The organism is Paenibacillus sp. J22FR83 (genome assembly GCF_059691955.1).
The window spans coordinates 1-18,919 of the sequence record NZ_JCAUAM010000025.1 but is presented as its reverse complement, the minus strand read 5'-3'; the positions used below and the strand labels follow the sequence as shown (position 1 = coordinate 18,919).

18 protein-coding genes are annotated in these 18,919 nt (G+C 44.4%); 7 read left to right on the top strand and 11 right to left on the bottom strand.

Translation table 11 applies throughout. From position 1 onward, the window contains the following. Window positions 1-25 precede the first annotated feature (25 nt). The 4 genes from AC58PV_RS31290 to AC58PV_RS31275 form a co-directional block, all read right to left on the bottom strand. Window positions 26-1,879, bottom strand: coding sequence for a CHASE2 domain-containing protein (locus AC58PV_RS31290; RefSeq protein WP_497436834.1), 1,854 nt, complete (start codon window positions 1,877-1,879; stop codon window positions 26-28). Between the two features lie 169 nt (window positions 1,880-2,048). Continuing rightward, complete coding sequence (locus AC58PV_RS31285; RefSeq protein ID WP_068662116.1) at window positions 2,049-2,282, bottom strand: ferredoxin; 234 nt, start codon at window positions 2,280-2,282, stop codon at window positions 2,049-2,051. A 67-nt stretch (window positions 2,283-2,349) separates the two neighbouring features. After that, window positions 2,350-2,853, bottom strand: a complete 504-nt coding sequence (mobB, locus tag AC58PV_RS31280) for a molybdopterin-guanine dinucleotide biosynthesis protein B (protein ID WP_497436833.1) — start codon at window positions 2,851-2,853, stop codon at window positions 2,350-2,352. Between the two features lie 5 nt (window positions 2,854-2,858). Next, on the bottom strand, window positions 2,859-4,160 hold the full coding sequence (locus tag AC58PV_RS31275) for a DNA polymerase IV (RefSeq protein ID WP_497436832.1): 1,302 nt from the start codon (window positions 4,158-4,160) through the stop codon (window positions 2,859-2,861). A 237-nt stretch (window positions 4,161-4,397) separates the two neighbouring features. Here AC58PV_RS31275 and cimA point away from each other — a divergent pair, with 237 nt between their 5' ends. Further along, complete coding sequence (gene cimA, locus AC58PV_RS31270) at window positions 4,398-6,017, top strand: citramalate synthase (protein ID WP_497436831.1); 1,620 nt, start codon at window positions 4,398-4,400, stop codon at window positions 6,015-6,017. A gap of 54 nt (window positions 6,018-6,071) precedes the next feature. Here cimA and AC58PV_RS31265 read toward each other — a convergent pair whose 3' ends face one another. After that, on the bottom strand, window positions 6,072-6,608 hold the full coding sequence (locus AC58PV_RS31265; RefSeq protein ID WP_497436830.1) for a TlpA disulfide reductase family protein: 537 nt from the start codon (window positions 6,606-6,608) through the stop codon (window positions 6,072-6,074). A gap of 130 nt (window positions 6,609-6,738) precedes the next feature. Between AC58PV_RS31265 and AC58PV_RS31260 the strand changes: the two genes are divergently transcribed. Beyond that, window positions 6,739-8,049, top strand: a complete 1,311-nt coding sequence (locus tag AC58PV_RS31260; protein WP_497436828.1) for an MFS transporter — start codon at window positions 6,739-6,741, stop codon at window positions 8,047-8,049. Between the two features lie 41 nt (window positions 8,050-8,090). Further along, on the top strand, window positions 8,091-8,519 hold the full coding sequence (locus tag AC58PV_RS31255; RefSeq protein ID WP_497436827.1) for a M67 family metallopeptidase: 429 nt from the start codon (window positions 8,091-8,093) through the stop codon (window positions 8,517-8,519). Here AC58PV_RS31255 and AC58PV_RS31250 read toward each other — a convergent pair. Genes AC58PV_RS31250 through AC58PV_RS31240 form a run of 3 tightly spaced genes read right to left on the bottom strand, consistent with a single transcriptional unit; the run spans window position 8,513 to window position 11,806 of the window. Continuing rightward, a complete protein-coding gene (locus tag AC58PV_RS31250) occupies window positions 8,513-9,247 on the bottom strand; it encodes an exonuclease domain-containing protein (protein ID WP_497436826.1) in 735 nt (244 codons plus the stop codon). The two genes, AC58PV_RS31255 and AC58PV_RS31250, sit on opposite strands and share 7 nt — an antisense overlap. 51 nt (window positions 9,248-9,298) lie before the next feature. Beyond that, window positions 9,299-10,381, bottom strand: coding sequence for a DUF294 nucleotidyltransferase-like domain-containing protein (locus AC58PV_RS31245; protein WP_497436824.1), 1,083 nt, complete (start codon window positions 10,379-10,381; stop codon window positions 9,299-9,301). 39 nt (window positions 10,382-10,420) lie between these two features. Then, complete coding sequence (locus tag AC58PV_RS31240) at window positions 10,421-11,806, bottom strand: ammonium transporter (RefSeq protein WP_497436823.1); 1,386 nt, start codon at window positions 11,804-11,806, stop codon at window positions 10,421-10,423. A gap of 304 nt (window positions 11,807-12,110) precedes the next feature. Here AC58PV_RS31240 and AC58PV_RS31235 point away from each other — a divergent pair, with 304 nt between their 5' ends. After that, complete coding sequence (locus AC58PV_RS31235; RefSeq protein ID WP_068662126.1) at window positions 12,111-12,551, top strand: MerR family transcriptional regulator; 441 nt, start codon at window positions 12,111-12,113, stop codon at window positions 12,549-12,551. 23 nt (window positions 12,552-12,574) lie between these two features. Beyond that, complete coding sequence (locus AC58PV_RS31230) at window positions 12,575-13,264, top strand: zinc metallopeptidase (RefSeq protein ID WP_497436822.1); 690 nt, start codon at window positions 12,575-12,577, stop codon at window positions 13,262-13,264. A 52-nt stretch (window positions 13,265-13,316) separates the two neighbouring features. Here the strand turns inward: AC58PV_RS31230 and gltC are convergent, their stop codons facing one another. Then, entirely contained in the window at window positions 13,317-14,201 is an 885-nt protein-coding gene (gltC, locus tag AC58PV_RS31225) for a glutamate biosynthesis transcriptional regulator GltC (RefSeq protein ID WP_497436820.1), read from the bottom strand. A 158-nt stretch (window positions 14,202-14,359) separates the two neighbouring features. Here gltC and tpx point away from each other — a divergent pair, with 158 nt between their 5' ends. After that, entirely contained in the window at window positions 14,360-14,878 is a 519-nt protein-coding gene (gene tpx, locus AC58PV_RS31220) for a thiol peroxidase (protein ID WP_497436819.1), read from the top strand. 48 nt (window positions 14,879-14,926) lie between these two features. On the opposite strand, the gene AC58PV_RS31215 is transcribed toward tpx, so the two are convergent. Then, window positions 14,927-15,316, bottom strand: a complete 390-nt coding sequence (locus tag AC58PV_RS31215; protein WP_056616306.1) for a DUF1499 domain-containing protein — start codon at window positions 15,314-15,316, stop codon at window positions 14,927-14,929. A 156-nt stretch (window positions 15,317-15,472) separates the two neighbouring features. Next, window positions 15,473-16,819 (bottom strand): Nramp family divalent metal transporter, encoded by a 1,347-nt coding sequence (locus tag AC58PV_RS31210; RefSeq protein ID WP_497436818.1) that lies wholly within the window; start codon window positions 16,817-16,819, stop codon window positions 15,473-15,475. Window positions 16,820-17,164: 345 nt separating this feature from the next. On the opposite strand from AC58PV_RS31210, the gene xylB reads away from it, so the two are divergent. Beyond that, window positions 17,165-18,697 (top strand): xylulokinase, encoded by a 1,533-nt coding sequence (gene xylB, locus AC58PV_RS31205; protein ID WP_497436816.1) that lies wholly within the window; start codon window positions 17,165-17,167, stop codon window positions 18,695-18,697. Window positions 18,698-18,919: the final 222 nt, after the last annotated feature.

The window sequence follows — 18,919 nt, the reverse complement described above, 5'->3', positions numbered from 1 at the left end:
CCACTCCGCATGCCTCCCAGCAATTTTATTTCTTTATATGTCCAATAACTTCATACACAGCAACCGGTTTTTCTTTCCCTTTTACTTTAATTTCACCGATGGACTCGATCTCGAATAGACCTTTGACACGTTCATATGTCTGTTCACTAATCAAAATTTGCCCTGGCTTGGCGTTAGATTCCAGTCGTGCTGATAAATTAACCGTGTCTCCGATGGCTGTATAATCCAACCTCAGATCTTCGGAACCGATATTACCAACAACGGCAGGACCACTATTGATACCTAATCCGAATTTCACTCCGATACCATAGTTCTTAATTAATTTCTGCTCGAGAATATCTGCTTGAGATTTCATCTCGATCGCAGCGCGCACGGCCATTTCAGGGTGATTCTCATACTCAATCGGTGCACCAAACATCGCCATAACGCCATCACCAATGAATTTATCCAACGTACCGTTAAACTTAAAGATAGCTTTGGTACACACATCTAGATATTCATTTAATACCTGAATGACCTGCTCAGGCTCTAGTCGTTCCGACATTGGTGTAAATCCGCGAATATCCACAAATATTAATGAAATGTCTTTACGACTTCCGCCAAGTTTCACATCTTCACCTGACTGCAGCAACTCGTCTACAACGGTTTTGGAAACGAAGCGACCGAATATCCCAGTAACCCGATTTCGTTCTTTTCGTTCTTCTAAATAATGGCTAACTAGCGACCATACATAGATCGTTACTAGTGCAAATTGTGGATACACCAGCGGTAAGAATGTAGAACCAATACTGTAGAATCCAAGCCACACTAGGCCATATGCAACGAAGATACCTAGAAAAATGAACAATGCCGTCTTCCCATTGAATTTTTCAAATAAAAATATAGCCAACAAGGATATTAGCACAATAATAGCAATTCCAGCTGATTTCGATACATCTTTGAAGAACACACTCTCTAGCAGCGTTTGAATCATATTGGCATGAATTTCAATCCCGAACATTTTAACCGAGGAGATCGGTGTTGGGTATTCATCTTGCATGGCCGTTACGAAAGGACCCACAAGTACAATGCTGCCCTTCAGTGGAAGTGGTTTTGTACTGTTCAGTACATCAACAAAGGATAGCAACTCATAACCTGTCGTCGCATCAACCTTTTGTCGAGGCTGCGTGAAGAACTCAGTCGTCACTTGATTTCTATCATTCGTTGGTACGATTACATCGCCGCGCTTCCATTCTCCAGTTGCCCCATCACGCTTTACCTTTTCATTGTCATCTAAAACTAAATTCGCTAGCGCGACGCTGAATGCAGGTATGTACGTACCTTTCTCATCGGGCAAACCGACAGGCAGTTTACGTGCTTTGCCATCTTTATCAACAAATACATTGATATGGGCCATTTGGTCTCTTTTGGTTGTTAGGGTTGTGGAGGGATAATCGATTCTCTCAGGAACTAGTTCGCCTGCTGACTGTTGTTTGGAGGGATAATTAATTTGTACGGGCAAAATAATATTGGAATACTTCGCTAGCACATCAGCTAACGCTTTGTCGTCTGCTGGATTCTTCGATGGCTCCGCAAGCACAACGTCGATCCCAATTGCCGCTGCACCCGATTGTTCTAACTTCTCAATAACTTGCGCATATGTACTTCGATCCCACGGAAACTTTCCGATGGCGGAAAGGGATTTCTCATCGATTTTCACAATCTTAATCCGATCATCAGGCTGACGCTCATCCACCGACTTCGCGCCACGCAAAGTATCTTGTAGCGGACCCTCAACAAAATAAAATAAACCACTAGAGTTCACTGTGTAGAAATATGTCGAAAACACCATCAATAAGAGTCCTATTACTAAAGACTTAACCCATTTCTTCTTGCCCATATAATCCTCCCCGAGTTTACTAGTTTCATTGTAAGATGCTAACTGTGAATTGGCAATAAATTGTTACAAATTTCCCATCATTTCATCAAAAAAAAGAGCCCGTTCCCCCTCAGGAAACGAGCTCTTTCGACATTCTGTGATATGCCACACAATGATTTTGATAGTATGATTAGCTAAAAGGTGAATCCGCAACTTTAATGGAGTCTGTTGGACAGCCATCTTGAGCATCTTGTAGATCATCAAAAAGGTCATCAGGAATTTCAGTAACCCCTTTGTTCCCATCACCTTCAAAAATCACTTCTGCCAAACCTTCATCATCATAATCATAGATATCTGGAGCTGTAGCTCCGCAAGCGCCGCAAGCGATGCACGTATCTTTATCAACAAATGTATACTTAGCCATGTTTTCTACTCCTCCTCTAATTATCCTCATTGTAAAATATAATATAAATACGGACAAAGTTCAAACCTTAAAATTGACAATTCACGAAAAACTGCTCGATGAAATCTGCAATTCCGCGGATATCGTTCAAATTAAGTCGCGGAAGCGAGAAATCATCCTCTAAATTTGTTAGGTCTGTCGCAACAGCAATTAAGCTTGGCGCCAATCCTTTTAACAAATCTTTTTGTTCTATTGTACGGTAAACGCCAATCTTTGGATGCTTTTCCTTCTTGAACCCTTCAATAAAAATATAATCAAGATGGTCATACGCTGCTAACTGCTCTACCAAACTTGGGTTTTCCTGCTTCTCATACATGTGTACCCCATTCGGAGAAAGTGTAACCACAGCATCAGCACCCCTCTCGACAAAAATGCTGGAGTCAGCACCTTGCGCTTCCTTATAGTGTCCATGGGCATCGTGTTTCATTACTGCAATACGACGACCACGATGTTTCATTTCCACGAGAAGCTTAGCTATTAACGTCGTTTTCCCACTATTGGAAAAACCCGCGAAGCCTATACAATGCGCCATACTCCTCACTCTCCTAAGTCTTTATGAAGAGGATTATTTCGCAGATGATCCATCTGCAAGGACGTTCCTCTTACCTTATGATTTCGAATTAAGGCCGACGGGTCATCACTCATCATCCCCGCTGTAAGAATGACACCTTCCCCAAACTTATCACGGAGTCCATCCATGACTTTATTAAGGTTTTCCCTGCGCGGCTGCTTCTCATAGTCGAATAAATCTAATTGAACGTAGGACTCTTCCTTGGCTGTCAGGTTCTGCAGCGTGATGCCGAGGAGCCGAACAGGATTACCATCTTCCCATTGATGATCATACAATTGACAAGATGTTCGATAAATATCATCCATATGCTCCGTCGGCGTCGGCAAAGTAAGCGATCGCGTAATGGTCCTCATCTCAGGATCTCGGATCGTAATCTGAATCGTCGACGTCATGAGTTCTTGCTTACGAAGCCTTCTCGCTACTTGATCTGCTAAATTAAGCAGGACACGATGAATCTCAATGCGGTCCGTATAATCGCGCGGCAGAGTCGTCGTGTGCCCGATAGACTTGCTCTGCTCTTGCTCCGGATTCACAATCGAGTTGTCGATCCCATTAGCTGATCGCTTCAAATGCGCCCCCATGACGCCGAAATGTTTACTTAACAGCGCGTCATCCGCTATTGCCAACTGACCCAATGTAAAGATACCAAGCCGCGTTAATTTCTCCGCTGTTTTTTTCCCAATTCCATATAAATGCTGACACGGCTTATCCCAGAATACGCGTGGCACATCACGAAGTCGCAAAACCGTAATCCCATTCGGCTTCTTCATATCTGAGCCCATTTTAGCTAGCAACTTATTCGGAGCTATACCAATAGAACACGGTAAACTCAACTCTTGCATAATTCTTTTCTGAATCGTATTAGCTATATCTAGCGGCGTTCCAAACTGTTTGGAGCCTGTGATATCTACAAAACATTCATCAATCGACATAGATTCTACCATTGGTGAATATCCATAGACTATCTGCATAAACCGCCGCGAGAAATTTCGATAGAGATCAAAGTCAGGTTTGATTAAAATGAGATCTGGACATATTTTCAGCGCTTGCCTAACTTGCATGCCTGTCTTGATCCCTATTTTGCGCGCTGCATATGATGAAGTAACAATAATTCCTTTACGCAGCTCAACACTCCCAGCAACAGCAAGCGGCTTCCCTTTATACACATCAGGTTCCACAGCTTCATGAACTGAACAATAGAAGGCATTCATATCAATATGTAAAATGACTCTGCCTTGCTTGGGATAATGATGCTCTACGGACACCATATTCATTACCTCCCAGGATGATTGATTCAGATTTCAGAGCTGTCTACACGAGTGAAACACAACCAACCTGAGATGTCAAAAAAATAATCTTTCAAGGTATCACGATTTTACGTTATGATGTCTTTAGCTCTACATTTATGTTATAATCGTAAATTATACATTAGCGCTTTAAAGCAAGCGAAACTACCCACATATCCATGCACCAAGTTACTTTGTTAGCTTTTGAAGGAGGAACCCATGCCAACATCAGTCAAAATCTTCGATACCACCCTACGAGACGGAACCCAAGGAGAAGGTATCTCCCTATCCGTTGAGGATAAAATCAAAATTGCCCGCAAGCTCGATGAGCTCGGGGTTCACTATATTGAAGGCGGATGGCCGGGCAGCAACAGCAAAGACATTGAATTCTTTGAGCGTGCACGCACGATGACTTTCACCAATGCCAAAATTACTGCATTCGGAAGCACAAGACGGAAAGATTCGCTTGCTTCAGATGATATTAACCTGAATAGACTCGTAGAATCCGGCGCACAAGTCGCTACGATTTTCGGCAAATCATGGGATTTTCATGTAACGACAGCAATTCAAACAACACTCGAAGAAAACTTAAACATGATTTATGACTCCGTTCTCTTTTTGAAAAGCAGCGGCATGGAAGTTATTTACGATGCCGAGCATTTCTTCGATGGCTACAAGAATAATCCATCCTATGCGCTGCAAACCATTAAGAAAGCGCAAGACGCGGGCGCAGATTGGATTACACTTTGCGATACGAACGGCGGATCCCTACCTAATGAGATCACTGCAATCGTGACAGCAGTAACACAACACGTCTCCACGCCAATAGGTATTCACGCTCACAATGATTGTGAACTAGGTGTTGCCAACTCTTTGGCTGCCGTACAAGCCGGCGCTAGACAAGTCCAAGGAACAATCAATGGGTACGGAGAGCGTTGCGGAAACGCTAACCTCAGTTCAATCATTCCTAATTTACAATTAAAACTAGGTTATGACGTTATCACTGCAGATCAATTGAAATCACTCACATCTGTTTCCAGATATATTAGCGAGATCGCGAACATGCATATGCCGGTTAACCAACCGTATGTTGGCAACGCTGCATTCGCACACAAAGGCGGTATTCACGTATCTGCCATACTCAAGGATGCTAGCACCTATGAGCATACGAAACCCGAATACGTCGGTAATAAACAACGCGTACTCGTTTCTGAACTAGCTGGCCAAAGCAATGTGTTGGTCAAAGCTCAAGAGCTTAACTTGGATTTCAACAAAGAACATCAGAAAACCAAAGAGATCATCGAGAAAATTAAAGACATGGAACATCAAGGTTATCAATTCGAAGGTGCGGATGCTACGCTTGAACTTCTGTTGCGCGAAGCTTTTGAAGGCCTCGAAGAAATCTTCACTTTAGAATCCTTTAAGATGCTTGTTGAGAAAACAGCCAATCACGCTGTAGTCTCCGAAGCAATCGTCAAAGTGAAAGTACATGGTGAAACGATCTATACCGCGGCTGAAGGTAACGGCCCTGTCAATGCACTTGACAACGCCTTGCGGAAAGCCCTCATTCAATACTATCCGGACATTAAGAATATTCATCTTTCCGATTATAAAGTTCGCGTACTGGACGAGAAAGATGCAACTGCTGGCAAAGTTCGCGTGCTTATGGAAACCACTGATTTCAACACAACATGGAATACACTTGGGGTATCCAGCAACATTATCGAAGCTAGTTGGTATGCACTTGTTGACAGCTTACGTTATGCCCTGATTTCCAGAAAACGCGTGGAGCCAGCTAACAAAGAGCAACAAGAACGATTAGGCTTAGTGAATCATTAGTTTGTACACGAAAAAGCTGCAAGAGCACTCAGTGCTCTCTTGCAGCTTTTTTAATCAGTCTTCCTTCAGAAGGCTCGCCATCTTTTTGTCGAGTTCCTTTGGGGAAAGTACATGGATAATTTCCCTGATGACGCCATTTTTATCGATAAGAAAACTTGTAGGAATCGCGATAACGTTATAGGTATCGGCATTTGCCCCCTGTTTATCAAGCAATACAGGAAACGGATACTGATAAGTATCCACGAACTTTTTAATATTGTCCATTTTATCCCCGGGCGTCACATTTACCGCATAAAGATCAAATTTCCCCTCATATTTCTTATACAAATTCACTAGATCAGGCGCTTCTTCTTCACAAGGACCACACCACGAAGCCCAGAAGTTCACAAACATTGGCTTCTCACGAGGCCCGCCAACCGAATAGTCCTTCCCATCCAAACCTTGCAACGTAAAAGGAGGCGCTAAGAAATTCACCTTAGCCGCTTGTTCGCTTGGCATGAGGGTTTGTTTATCTTCATTTCGTACATTTTGATAAATCGCAAAGCCCGCCAATAGAACGACGAAAGCAATTACGATGAGATTCTTCTTCACAGTATCAACCTCCACTCTCTCTATATTATCTCCAAAGGAGCGAAAATTCCAACATCACATTCCTGAAGTATGGTTTCATCCCATTAGGGAAAAAGTAAACCTACTCTCTGCGATGAAAGGAACCGCCGAAATGAAACAGACTGCTTCGAAAACGAGGGGTAAGAACCCACTCAACCCAATGAGAATATACGAACACGAAGAAGAATCCTCATCCAATAATACAAAGAGCGATACAAATGCGAAAGGCAGCGTCTGGCAGTATCTCGCACTTGCCTCCATCCCTTTGGTGCTAGTCCTTGGCAATTCTATGCTGGTTCCGATTTTACCCGACTTACAAGAGAAAATGGCCATTTCACGCTTCCAAAGTTCACTCATAATCACGTTGTTCTCATTAACAGCAGGCCTTATAATTCCGATTTCCGGTTATTTATCTGATCGCTTCACGCGCAAAGCAGTTATTATCCCTTCACTTATCGTATATGGCTCTGCCGGGGTTTTAGCGGGGCTTGGCGCCATTTGGAACTCCTACCCCCTACTTATCACTTCCAGAGCTATACAAGGCCTTGGAGCCGCGGGTACAGCCCCTATTGCCATGGCACTAGTTGGCGATATTTACAAAGGTCCCAAAGCCAGCAAAGCTTTAGGACTTATCGAAGCCTCCAATGGAGTCGGCAAAGTAGTGAGCCCCATCCTAGGATCTCTTCTAGCACTACTCATATGGTTTGCACCTTTTTTTGCTTTTCCACTGTTTTGTTTACTAGCCTTGCTTGCAGTTATTTTCATGATCAAAGAGCCCGCCAAAGAGAAAGAAGCCGAACCTCTCAAACTTTATCTGAAGCAAATTAAATCCATCCTGAAAAGCAAAGGCCACTGGCTCATCCCCGCCTTCATTGCGGGTTCGATCACCTTATTCATTTTATTCGGCGTACTTTTCTATCTCTCACAGATTTTGGAAGAGAAGCCCTACAGCATCGAAGGCGTACGGAAAGGACTCATCCTTGCGATCCCCCTGCTCTGTCTCGTCATTACCTCCTATACCACTGGAGCGAAAATCAAACAAAATGGCAAGCTCATGCGTTGGCTCATGAATATCGGACTTATCACCATGGTTGTATCTCTCAGCTTGGCTACATTTTTGAATGGTAACTTGTATGTGTTCATTGGCTTATTGTCACTGAGCGGAATAGGAACAGGACTCCTGCTCCCATGCCTAAATACGCTCATCACCGGATCGGTAGAGCGCGAGCAGCGCGGGATGATTACTTCCCTTTATAATAGCTTACGATTTATCGGCGTCGCCTTCGGCCCCCCACTATTCGGCTGGCTCATGAGCATCTCACACAAGACACTCTTCGTCACGGTCGCCTCATTATCATTTCTAATGTTAGTTGTGGTGTTTTTCTTCATCAAGCCTAAGGCTGAATTACAAGAACAAACATGATATACTACCTCATATCCCTAGAATGTGAGGAGTGAGCGCAAGTGAGCATACATCTAGCTAGACAACCCTATGACGATATGCTCTCTCACAGTATGCGCTCACTTCCTAACGAAGCATGTGGCATCCTTATCCAGGATGCTTCTTCCTCATCTGCAGATAACCTACATATCCATACATTTATCCCTCTTCATAATCACGCGGCACATCCGACACGACAGTTCACCATCCATCCCATCGAACTGCTTCCCTATCTAACGGACAAACGAAGAACAATCGTCGGAATATTTCATTCTCACCCCGTTGCTGCATCAATCCCGTCTACCGAGGACCTCACAACACTTTGGCATACCATCCCAACTTATTGGATCCTTTCCCTGCAACAGAAAGAGCACCCTGACCTTCAGGCGTATTCCCTAAAAAAAACCACCACAACCGCATATCACAAACTTTCGTTTGTCATCGGTCAATGATGGCTTAATAACGCATATAAATCACCTAATGTGTCTACATTTCTTGCCCTTATTTCTTCCATGAACCTGGACCATAACTTGGCTGTCATGAGTGCATCTTCTAATGCGTGATGTCTACCTGTTACCGGAATGTCATAAGCATGCAAGAGTGAGTCTAATCCCAGATTTTTTCGTTTGGGCATGAGCCACTTTGCGATCATCATAATATCCAAAACACGATGGGATAAGCTTACTTTGGACGTACGCCATAAAGCCGAGTTCAAAAAACTTTTATCATGCCCTATGGCATGCGCAACTAATATTTTCTGCTGTACGAATTCTAAGAATTCACTTAATACTCCGATTAAGTCGGGTGCATCACTGGCCATTTCATTCGTAATACCCGTTAACTTAACGACCTCATCTGGAATCTTGCGTTTCGGATTCACCATTTTATAGAAGGTATCTCCCGTTTGCACTTCACCGCCAATAACGGAGACAGCACCGAACGAGATAATTTCGTCCCCATTATAAGGAGAGAAGCCCGTCGTTTCGAGATCAAAGACCACGATTTCCATCGCATGCAATGGAATTTCGAACAAAGAATCTTTACGCTGCTCTTTCAGCATCGACCGTATAAAAGCCATTTGTTGCGCACTTTGCGCATCAAACATCGAGGTTAAAGCTGGGGTCAAACCGCCCATTTTATACAAATGCCACATACGACCTGCTGGACGCATATCCTTCACGCGAGTCACCTCTCCCAACGCAATGAAACGTGATTTCCGATTCCGATATATCTACCTTTTTTCTCTCTCTATGTGTAAGTCTATCGATTTACTGACATACTTCTGCAGCTGAATGCCCGTTCGTAAACATTGTTTTAATTCCAAACGAGTCTCTTTGTTAAGTTGCTCTGCCGTAAGTTTACCTCTTGTTGTATATTTCTCTTCCTCTAACTGGAAAGGGGTTAGATCTCTTAGCTTTAATGCGATGGTAAAAGCCATCTCCCAATCATGGGCTAACTGTTCAGACACAAATCCCGTTACCTTCAACTGTTTAATTCGCTCAATCGTAGAAGTAGCTAGAATCCCTGCTTGAATAGCAAGCAGCCGAATCCCATTGACGATCGGAATATAGGCGCCATATTTGATATCAAATCCACCTGCATCTTCTCCGTAACGCTCTGTAATCAGATGACTAAATATACCTAAGGAAATCTTGTGATGTAATGTGTTGGACAACAGGTATCTCAAGAGTCCCGGATGTTCCTGAACATAATCTATAAACGTTTGTTTCAATTTCTTGACCAATACCTCTGATCCATACATACAACGCATATCCGCCAATATGAGCAGATAGCGCACATTTTCCCAATCAGGTTCCATGAACCAGCTAATCATCATCTCCGTATATCCTTGCAGAGACTTCCGCCATTGCGGATTGCTGGAGATCACATTGCCTTCACAAGGCGGATAACCTAACACATCCAAACCACGAATGATATAGGAAGCCAGCTTATCAAAATAGAGATCTAACTCGTCTTGCGTATGTGTTTCACTATCGTCATAAATGAGTCCGTTGTCTTGGTCACTCCACAGTGTTTGTTCTCTTCTGCCACCACTGCCTAATAAGATAAAAGCATATGGAACAGGCGGCTTTCCGTAACCTTCATCTTCAAGCAGGTGTTCAGCAATCTGTGTCGTTCTTTGGATCAACGCATCATGCACTTGATTAATTTGCTGTCCAAGTTCAGATCTATAGGGAAAAAGGAGATGCTCCCGAAACATCTCATGCACCTGATCTCTGGTGATTCGCATCTCCTCGAACTGCTCAGAGAGATATATGCGTTCCAGGATCCGTTCCATTGAGAGATGATTCATGTTGCATCCCCTTTGCTCTAGTAGAAAGTATATGTGTTATTAAACGGACACGCCGTTTTGAGCTGCTTTTTTCATTTGTTCCGGATACCCGTATGAACCATGCTCGGAAAGATCCAGACCAATAATTTCTTCTTCTTCTGTAACACGAAGACCAATTGTAGCTTTAAGAATTCCTAGGATAATGAAGGAAAGAACTAGTACGAATGCCAAAGCTCCAGCAAGACCAAGTGCTTGAATCCCTAATTGGTGGAAACCACCGCCGTAGAATAATCCTGCACCACCGATACCAACCTTCGCTGAAAGTTCAGGCGTTGCGAACAAACCAGTGGAAAGTGTACCCCAGATACCAGCGATACCGTGTACGGAGAATGCATAGATCGGATCGTCAATTCCAGCTCTTTCGAACCATTGTGCCGTGAAGAAGGTTACAATACCCGCTACAGCACCAATTACGATTGCAGCCCAAGCGTCTACGAACGCACAAGCAGCTGTAATAGCAACTAGCGCCGCAAGAACACCATTCAACATGCTAGGAATATCTGCTTTACCGAAGTACATCCAAGAGATAATCAATGCAGCTACAGCACCTGCCGCAGCAGCCATATTCGTTGTTAATGCGATATAACCGAAGAAGCCATCACCCATTGCGCTAAGCGTACTACCTGGGTTGAATCCGAACCAACCAATCCATAGGATGATTACACCTAGAACAGACAATACTTGGTTATGACCTGGAATCAAGTTAGGTGTTTTATCTTTATTATATTTGCCAATACGCGGTTTAAGCAAGATAGTTGCTACTAACGCTGCTGTTGCACCTTGTAAATGAACGACAGTTGAACCTGCGAAATCTTGCATACCCAATTTGCTCAACCAGCCGCCGCCCCATACCCAGTGCGCTACGATTGGATAGATAATGACTGTGTAAAGAATTCCGAAAATAAAGTAAACTGGAAGTTTCGCTCTTTCTGCAAAACCGCCCCAAGCAATGGCAAGGGATACACCTGCAAATGCTAGTTGGAACAAGAATTTAATACCGATTGGCACATCGGAGAAGGAAAGAGATCCAAACGCTGCTGCAGCTTGATCCTCTAAACCTGTTACGAAGAAGCCCGTTTCTCCAAAGAATGCATTACCATCACCGAAGGCGAAACCAAAACCTACAGCCCAGAAAGCAATAGCACATATCCCGAAAGTTAAAATCGTTTTACCGGCTACGTGACCGGCATTTTTCATTCTAGTTGACCCCGCTTCTAAAAGTGCAAAACCAGCTTGCATGAAGATGACTAAGATTGCTGCTAACATAACCCATACTGCATCAATTGCACTTTGAAGTTGCGGTGCTGTCGCCTCATCCGCTGCAAATGCGAGTGTAGGGAACAGTAATGACATAACGCCGAAAGCTAACAACAATTTCTTAACCATACGACCACTTCCTTTAATGTTATATTAAGTAACATGTAATGAAACTCTTAATGTCATTATATACAGGTAATTTTCGTTTGACAATAGGAATTTCGTAAAAATATTGAAAAATACGAAAAATAAGCTGACATGAAACAAGCATAATTCGTGTTTCGGCTCATATACAGTACCAAAACGCCATATTTACACTTATATCCAATGTCAGGTTTCTAAAGCATCACGTTTGACTGTACGGTTTAATTTCAGGTATCATGGTTATATAGAAGAAAGAAATTCAAACCAATGGAGTAGAGGTGAATTTAGCATGGGGAATGAGAAGCTTTATAAAATCGGAGAGCTCGCTAAGCTTGCTGATGTCAGCCCTCGTACCATTGATTACTACACCAAGCTGAGCTTAATCGAACCCGAACGAAGATCAGATACGAATTATCGTTTATACAGTGATGAAACTTTGCACCGGCTGAGGCGTATTGAATCTATGAAGAACGAGAAATATACCTTAGAGGAAATCAAAGTAAACTTACAACAATGGAGTAAAGTAACCTCCGATGACACTGTGACAGATAAGCTCACATCCCTTCAATTGCACTTAGAACAATTAATGAAGGAAGCCAAGGAACTCAGCCCACTTGTTCAGCAACTAAAGCCCAAGCAGCTGAAAAAACTGTATCATATCTTGACACAACCAACTGCCGCTTGCATCGAAGCACTTATTGTCCTTTTAGGTAAAAATCCGTTCTCATAAATTGAAATACGGAGGAATGCCCTATGTTTTTTCACCCAATGGATTTCCTAATTATCATTGCATTTGCCCTCTCCATGTGGGCTTCGTTTCGAGTACGAGGAACATTTAACAAATGGTCGAACGTACCTGTCTACTCACGAATGACAGGAGCGGAAGCTGCAAGGCGGATGTTAGACGCGAATGGCCTTTACGATGTCCCCGTTGAAGCTGTGCCTGGGACGTTATCAGACCATTACGATCCAACAGCTCGAACTGTACGTTTGTCAGAGCCCGTCTACTTCCAGAGTTCCATCTCAGCCGTATCTGTTGCCTGTCACGAAGTAGGGCACGCAATCCAGCATCAAGTCCATTACCCTATGCTTGTCGCAAGACACAAGATGTTTCCTGTAGTTAACTTCGCTTCCGGCGTAGCTCCAATCCTCATTCTAGCAGGTTTCTTTTTTCAGCAGATTCCATGGCTATTGGGTGTCGGCATCATCTTCTTCGCCGCAGCAGTAGCATTTCAATTAGTAACATTGCCTGTCGAATTTAACGCTAGTTCAAGAGCACGTGATGAAATGGTCGCACACGGGTTCATCTCTAATGAGGAAGAGCGCGGCGTAGCTAAGGTGTTGAATGCTGCCGCCCTAACTTACGTAGCCGCTGCCTTGATCTCCGTCCTCGAGCTTCTGAAGTACGTGATGATATTCAATGGTCGTAATAACGACGATTAAACACGAAAGCTCTCCCACTCAGGTTCATCTCGACCTGATGGGAGAGCTTTTCTCATTTAAAATATTCATATAAGAAGCGCCGAAACACTTCAGCTACCAGAGGCAGCTTTACACCTTTACGACAAATCAATCCTACTGTCCGTGTAACTTGAGGATCCGTTACGCGAATTTTAACCGGTTGCATTTGGCCACCTTCCAACAACGCCATCGCCGGAAGCAGGCTAACTCCCATCCCCGCGGCAACCAGGCCTCGAATCGTATCTGTCTCCTCACCTTCAAACTCGATCTTAGGAACGAAACCTGCACTTTGGCAAGCATCCATTACGATCGTTCGAAGCGTATATTCTTCACTAAACATAACGAAAGGTTCGTTCCTCAACTGCTCAAGGCGAATTGACGTATAGTCTGCCAGAATATGATTTGCAGGAATGATGGCATACAACTCTTCTGTCAAAAGAATTTCACCTGTCACGTGCTCGTGGGATTCCGGGAAGGGCGAAATAAATGCGAGATCGATTTCCCCTCTCGAAACATCACGGATTAATGACGTATATGTACCCTGGCGCAGCCTAAACTTCACATTGGGGTGATTTTTCTTAAAAGCCGCAACCACTGCAGGAAGTAAATTGATGACAAGACTATGAGGGAAACCAATTCGAATCTCACCAGCCTCTGGATCAAGAAACTCATGGATCTCACCAACCGCACGTTCCAAATCTGTAAGAATACCTTCTACTCGACTTAGAAATAAATGTCCAACAGAGGTCAGATGTAAATTGCGTCCTTTTTGCACAAATAAATCAACACCGAGTTCCTCTTCCAGCAAATGAATTTGCCGACTAACCGCAGACTGCGCTACGTGCAATTCTTCCGCCGCCTGTGTCACATGCTGCTTCCTAGCAACCTTCACAAAATATTGCAATTGTCTTAATTCCACTTGAATAAATCCCCCGACATAACTACTTAATGAAGAAACAAAACGCTTTCCTTGACTCCGATTATAGCGTGGCAGCAACGATTGGACAACTTATCTGCAAAAAGCTTATAATAAGTAAGTTGTTATTTAGCATGGATAATAAAGGAGGAAATCATTCAATGGCACAAGAACGTACTGGTGTTGCTACCCTGAAAAGCAATCCTATCACTTTGGTAGGTCCCGAAATTAAAGTAGGTGACAAAGCACCTGATTTCAAAGTCAACAAAGATTTGATGACGCAAGTATCACTTGCCGATTACGCAGGTAAAGTGAAATTGATCTCCGTAGTTCCTTCCTTAGATACAGGCGTTTGTGATGCACAAACACGTCGTTTCAATGAAGAAGCAGCTAGCCTAGGCGACAATGTTGCTGTACTTACAATCAGCGTTGATCTTCCTTTCGCACAAGCTCGCTGGTGCGGCGCTGCAGGCATCGACAAAGTAATCACTTTGTCTGACTACAAAACAAAATCCTTTGGCGAAGCTTACGGCGTATTGATCAAAGAAATTCAATTGGATATGCGCTCCATTTTCGTAATCGACGCTAATGACACGGTTCAATACGTTGAGTACCTTGGCGAAATGACAGCTCACCCGAACTATGAAGCAGCTGTAGAAGCTGTCAAAAAATTAGTGTAAGCCACACAAATAAAACAGCAAGGAGGCCAAGCTTCCCTGCTGTTTTTGTTATCCATCAATTTTATATGAAGCAAGTTTACGATCTAATTGTTTATAAATATCTAATATCGTACGGTAATTGGATCCAAGATCCCCCATTGAACCACGTGAAGCTGAATAAATATCAACGGCCGTTTTCACCGGATTGATAGCAAATAAAGTCAACGTTACGTCTTGGGTTCTTCCAGTAACCGTCTTGCGCTCAGCAAGAATTTCTCCTACGTTCGGGACCTCATGCAATAGCTTGTACCCTGGCGTTTTCTTTAATACAGCCGTTACCTCTTCCCAAACTTGCTCCTTCGGCAGCTTAAAATATCTAGTTTTAAGTAAAGGATCTCTAGCTTTTTCCCCTGTCGTTTCATGACTACGTACTAATCCGATTAAAGTTCTCTTTAGCAAAAGCCCTTTCCCCCTTCAATGAAGTGCATGTAGACCACTTGCCATTTCAACACTATTCTCTATAATACCATTGATTAAGCTTTAGAAAAAGAGGTAAATGAAAAATCGAGGGATCGCTCCCCCGATTCACTATAATCCGTTCCTATCTATTCCTTTTTATCCAAAAAAAGTAGTAAACAGCAGGTAAGCATTCAATCCCGCGATTAAAATAGCCACAAACCAACTCAAGACAGCCATCCATTTCGGGATCACGAGCACGCCCATTTTTTTACGATCCGATGTAAAAGTAACTAACGGAATTACAGCAAATGATAATTGCAAGGACAAAATTACCTGACTTAAAATAAGCAGATCTGTCGCACCGCTCTCCCCATAAATCCCGATGACAATGACTGCAGGAATGATAGCAATTAATCGAGTAATTAATCGACGCAACCAAGGTGTTAATCGAATGTTTAGAAAGCCTTCCATGACGATCTGTCCAGCCAGTGTACCCGTAAGTGTTGAATTCTGACCGGATGCTAAGAGCGCAACGGCAAACAATATACTGGCTGCTCCTGTACCCAACATAGGTCCAAGGAGATGATACGCATCTTGAATTTCTGCAACCTCTTTCCCAGCTGAATGAAACGCCGCCGCCGAAAGGATAAGAATCGCCGCGTTAACGAATAGCGCTAGCATCAAGGCAACCGATGTATCAATCGTGGAGAATTTGATCGCTTCGCGTTTGGCTTCAATTGTAGGCTCAATTTTGCGTGTCTGAACGATGGATGAGTGCAAATACAGATTATGCGGCATAACCGTTGCTCCTAGAATACCAAGAGCAATATATAACATAGCTGGGTTCGTTACAATTTCAGTCGTTGGAATGAAGCCAGCTGCTACAGCTGCAAATTCAGGCTGCGAGAAAATAAGTTCCATAATAAAACAAACCATAATAAGTGCAATTAAACTAATAACCATCGCCTCAATATAGCGAAAGCCTTTCTTCTGAAGCATCAGTACCAGAATGACATCTAATGCCGTCAAAATCACGCCGTAAATGAGTGGCAACCCGAACAGTAACTGCAGAGCAATCGCAGCTCCGATAACCTCAGCTAGATCACAGGCAGCGATAGCAAGTTCACACAGAAACCAAAGCACATAGGAAACTGGCTTGCTATAATGATCGCGGCACGCTTGCGCCAAATCTCGGCCTGTCACAATACCGAGACGGCCGGACAAAGCCTGTAAGAGAATCGCCATGAGATTCGATATTAAAATAACTGAAAGCAGCGTATATCCGAATTGTGAGCCGCCTGCCAAGTCAGTCGCCCAGTTTCCTGGATCCATATATCCAACGGCCACCAGATATCCAGGCCCAACGAAAGCTAGTAACTTCCGAAAAAACCCTGCTTTCTTCGGCACTTTCATACTATGATGAACTTCAGGCAGACTTGGCGTCGAGGCATCTTTGCGCCATCCGATCCCATCCTGAATCGGTTCTTTTTTGGCAATATCCATAACTTAACCCTTCTTTCACAAGACCAATAATGTTGTTCTAGGGAAACATTTATATGTAGTATACTACATAACCCCATCTTATGCTACAGGTAAACATTTATGTTCCACTGAAATTATTTTTCCCGAGGGAAAGTTTTGAGACAAGTATTACCACCTTTATAAGCGGGAGTAAGTCCATATATTAATCATTCCCGTCTCAGTAAAAATTCATAGGAATATTCAACTGGAAAAGAAGGATATTCGAAACCATAAGCGAATACATTGAGTATGTTATCTTTGTATATTTAATAAACAAACAAAGAATATCGAAGTAATGACTATATTTCATGACAAAAGGGTGATCTCATGGCTTATTTTATGGGCTTAGATTTAGGTACTTCTGCAATCAAATGTATTCTAGTGGATGAAGCCGGTTCGGTTATCGGCTCACATTCTGCTCAATATCCACTGCAACAACCCCAGCCAGGTTGGGCCGAACAGCATCCTGAAGATTGGTGGAACGCCACAATCGAAGGCATTCAAGGGCTGTTAGCCAGCACCGGCGTATCCGGCGATGCAGTGGCAGGGATTGGCTTCTCCGGCCAAATGCACGGGTCGGTCTTCCTTGACGAGGCGCAGCAGGTCATCCGGCCTGCGCTGCTCTGGTGCGATCAGCGCACCGCGGAGCAGTGCGCCTACATCGAAGCGACCGTCGGCGAAGCCGAGCTCGGTCGCCTCACAGGCAATCGGGCGCTGACCGGCTTCACCGCGCCCAAGCTTCTATGGCTCCGGCAGCATGAGCCGGAGCACTACGCTCGCGTTCGGCATCTGCTGCTGCCGAAGGACTACGTCAGGCTGCGCCTGACGGGTGCGTTCGGCATGGACATGGCCGACGCCAGCGGCACGCTGCTGCTCGATGTAGCCCACCGCAGCTGGTCTCAAACCGTCGCGGAGCGGTTAGAGATCCCGCTCGAGTGGCTGCCGCCGCTTTATGAGTCCGGCGACATTGCCGGGCACCTGCTGCCGGAGGCAGCAGCGCTGACAGGCTTAGCGCCGGGCACGCCGATCGTTGTCGGCGGCGGCGACCAAGCTTGCGGCGCCGTAGGTGTTGGCGTCGTCCGCCAAGGCATCGCCTCGGTGGCGCTCGGCACTTCTGGTGTCGTCTTCGTACACGACGACACCTACCAAGTGGATGAAGCGTATCGGCTTCATTCCTTCTGTCACGGCGTGCCAGGCAAATGGCACCGCATGGGCGTTATGCTCGCGGCAGGCGGATCATTCCAGTGGTGGCGCAACCACTTTGCCAGTGAAGAGCTCGCACGCGCTGAGCAAGAAGGCAAAGATGTGTATGAAATACTCACAGCAGAAGCCGCTGCAGCTCCACTCGGAAGCGAAGGTTTAGTATTCCTTCCTTATCTATCTGGCGAACGCACGCCGCATCCTGATCCTAAAGCTCGCGGGGCTTTCATCGGGCTTAATCTCCGACACGAGAAAGCGCATTTGACCCGCGCTGTTCTAGAAGGTATCACCTTCGGACTTCGTGATTCCATGGAATTAATTCGTGAATCCGGGATTGAAGTGACCGAACTTCGCGTTAACGGCGGCGGTGCTAGAAGTCCTTTCTGGCGCCAAATGATCGCGGATATTTTCGGAATCCCTGTCGTTACGGTTAATTCGACTGATGGCCCCGCTTACGGGGCAGCTATCATGGCAGCATCAGGTGTACGCCAAGTCGACATTACGAAATTATGCGAAGATTGGATTAAAGTCACAGATCGCGTAGAACCCAATCCGACTAGCCAGCTTAAATATGAAGCATATTATAACGTTTACCGCAGTCTATATCCGACATTACAAAGCACGTTCCATCAGTTGACGGATCTTGCTGAGCAGCAATAAGACAGGTAGAACATTAACTGGATTTCCTACATCTATTTCTAAGCACAACTAGCACTTTACGAAACTTAACTGGAATTCATCAGATTCTCCCAGAGCCCCATCTTTTCGAATAATCGAGTAGATAGGAGCGGCTAGCCCCTGACCTCTCACACCACCGTACATGCGGGTCCGCATACGGCGGTTCCGAATGGTTAACAAAGTTCCAAATAACGTGAAAGTAAA